This is a genomic window from Rhizobacter sp. P3_B12 (genome assembly GCF_056402895.1).
The window spans coordinates 1-1,073 of the sequence record NZ_JBFUGN010001453.1 but is presented as its reverse complement, the minus strand read 5'-3'; the positions used below and the strand labels follow the sequence as shown (position 1 = coordinate 1,073).

General features: G+C 71.7%; 1 protein-coding gene. It reads left to right on the top strand.

The genetic code is table 11. The features are described 5' to 3' along the window. Window positions 1-46 precede the first annotated feature (46 nt). Window positions 47-1,073, top strand: a 1,027-nt coding sequence (locus AC1D01_RS36020; protein WP_477874510.1) for a PAS domain-containing protein, incomplete at its 3' end; no start/stop codon positions are given.

The window sequence follows — 1,073 nt, the reverse complement described above, 5'->3', positions numbered from 1 at the left end:
GCTGGATGCGGTCTACGCCAGCGGCGAGCCTTTCATCGGCCGGCGCATGGCCTTCGCGCCCGAGCGGGCGGCGCACCTGCAGCCCGAGACGCGCTTCGTGGATTTCGTCTACCAGCCGGTGCGCGGCGAGGGTGAACGCGTCACCGGCATCTTCGTGCAGGGGCACGACGTCACCGACCAGGTGATGGCCGAGCGCATGCTGGCCCGCGAGGCCGAGCAGCGGGCCGCGCAGGCGCACCGCTTCGACGTCACGCTGTCGGGCATCGAGGACTTCGCGTACACCTTCGACCGGCAGCTGCGCTTCACCTACTCGAACCGGCCGCTGCTGCAGCTGCTGGGCATCACGCTCGACGAGATCGTCGGCAAGACCTTCTGGGACCTGCCGTACCCGAAGGAGCTGGCCGACCGGCTGGGGGCGGAGATCGAGCAGGTCTTCGTGAGCGGCGAGCGCGTCGTCGGCGAAACCTTCTACCAGAGCCCGACCGGCGCGCAGGGCTGGTTCGAGTACATCTTCAACCCGGTGTTCGCACCCGACGGCAGCGTGGCGAGCGTGGCCGGCTCCACGCGCGACGTGACGGCCCGGCTGGCGCAGGAGCGGCGGCTGGCCGAGCTGAACGCCAGCGAGCGCGCGGCACGGGCCGAGGCCGAGCGCGCGAGCCGGCTGAAGGATGAATTCCTCGCGACGCTGAGCCATGAGCTGCGCACGCCGCTGAACGCCATCCTCGGCTGGACCGAGCTGATCCGCAGCGGCCGCCTGGATGCCGGCCGGATCGGCGAGGCCGCCGAGCGCATCCACCGCAACGCCCGCGCGCAGGCGCAGCTGATCGCCGACCTGCTGGACGTCAACGGCATCATGACCGGCAAGGTGCGGCTCGCGGTGCGCCGCGAATCGCTGGCCGTGCCGGTGGCGGCCGCGCTCGACGCGACGCGGCTGGATGCGCAGCGCAAGCGCATCGCGCTGGCCGAGCCGCAGCTCGCCGCGCTGCCCGAGATCGACGGCGACGCCGCCCGGCTGCAGCAGGTGTTCTGGAACCTGCTGAGCAACTCGGTGAAGTTCACGCCCGAGGGCGGAA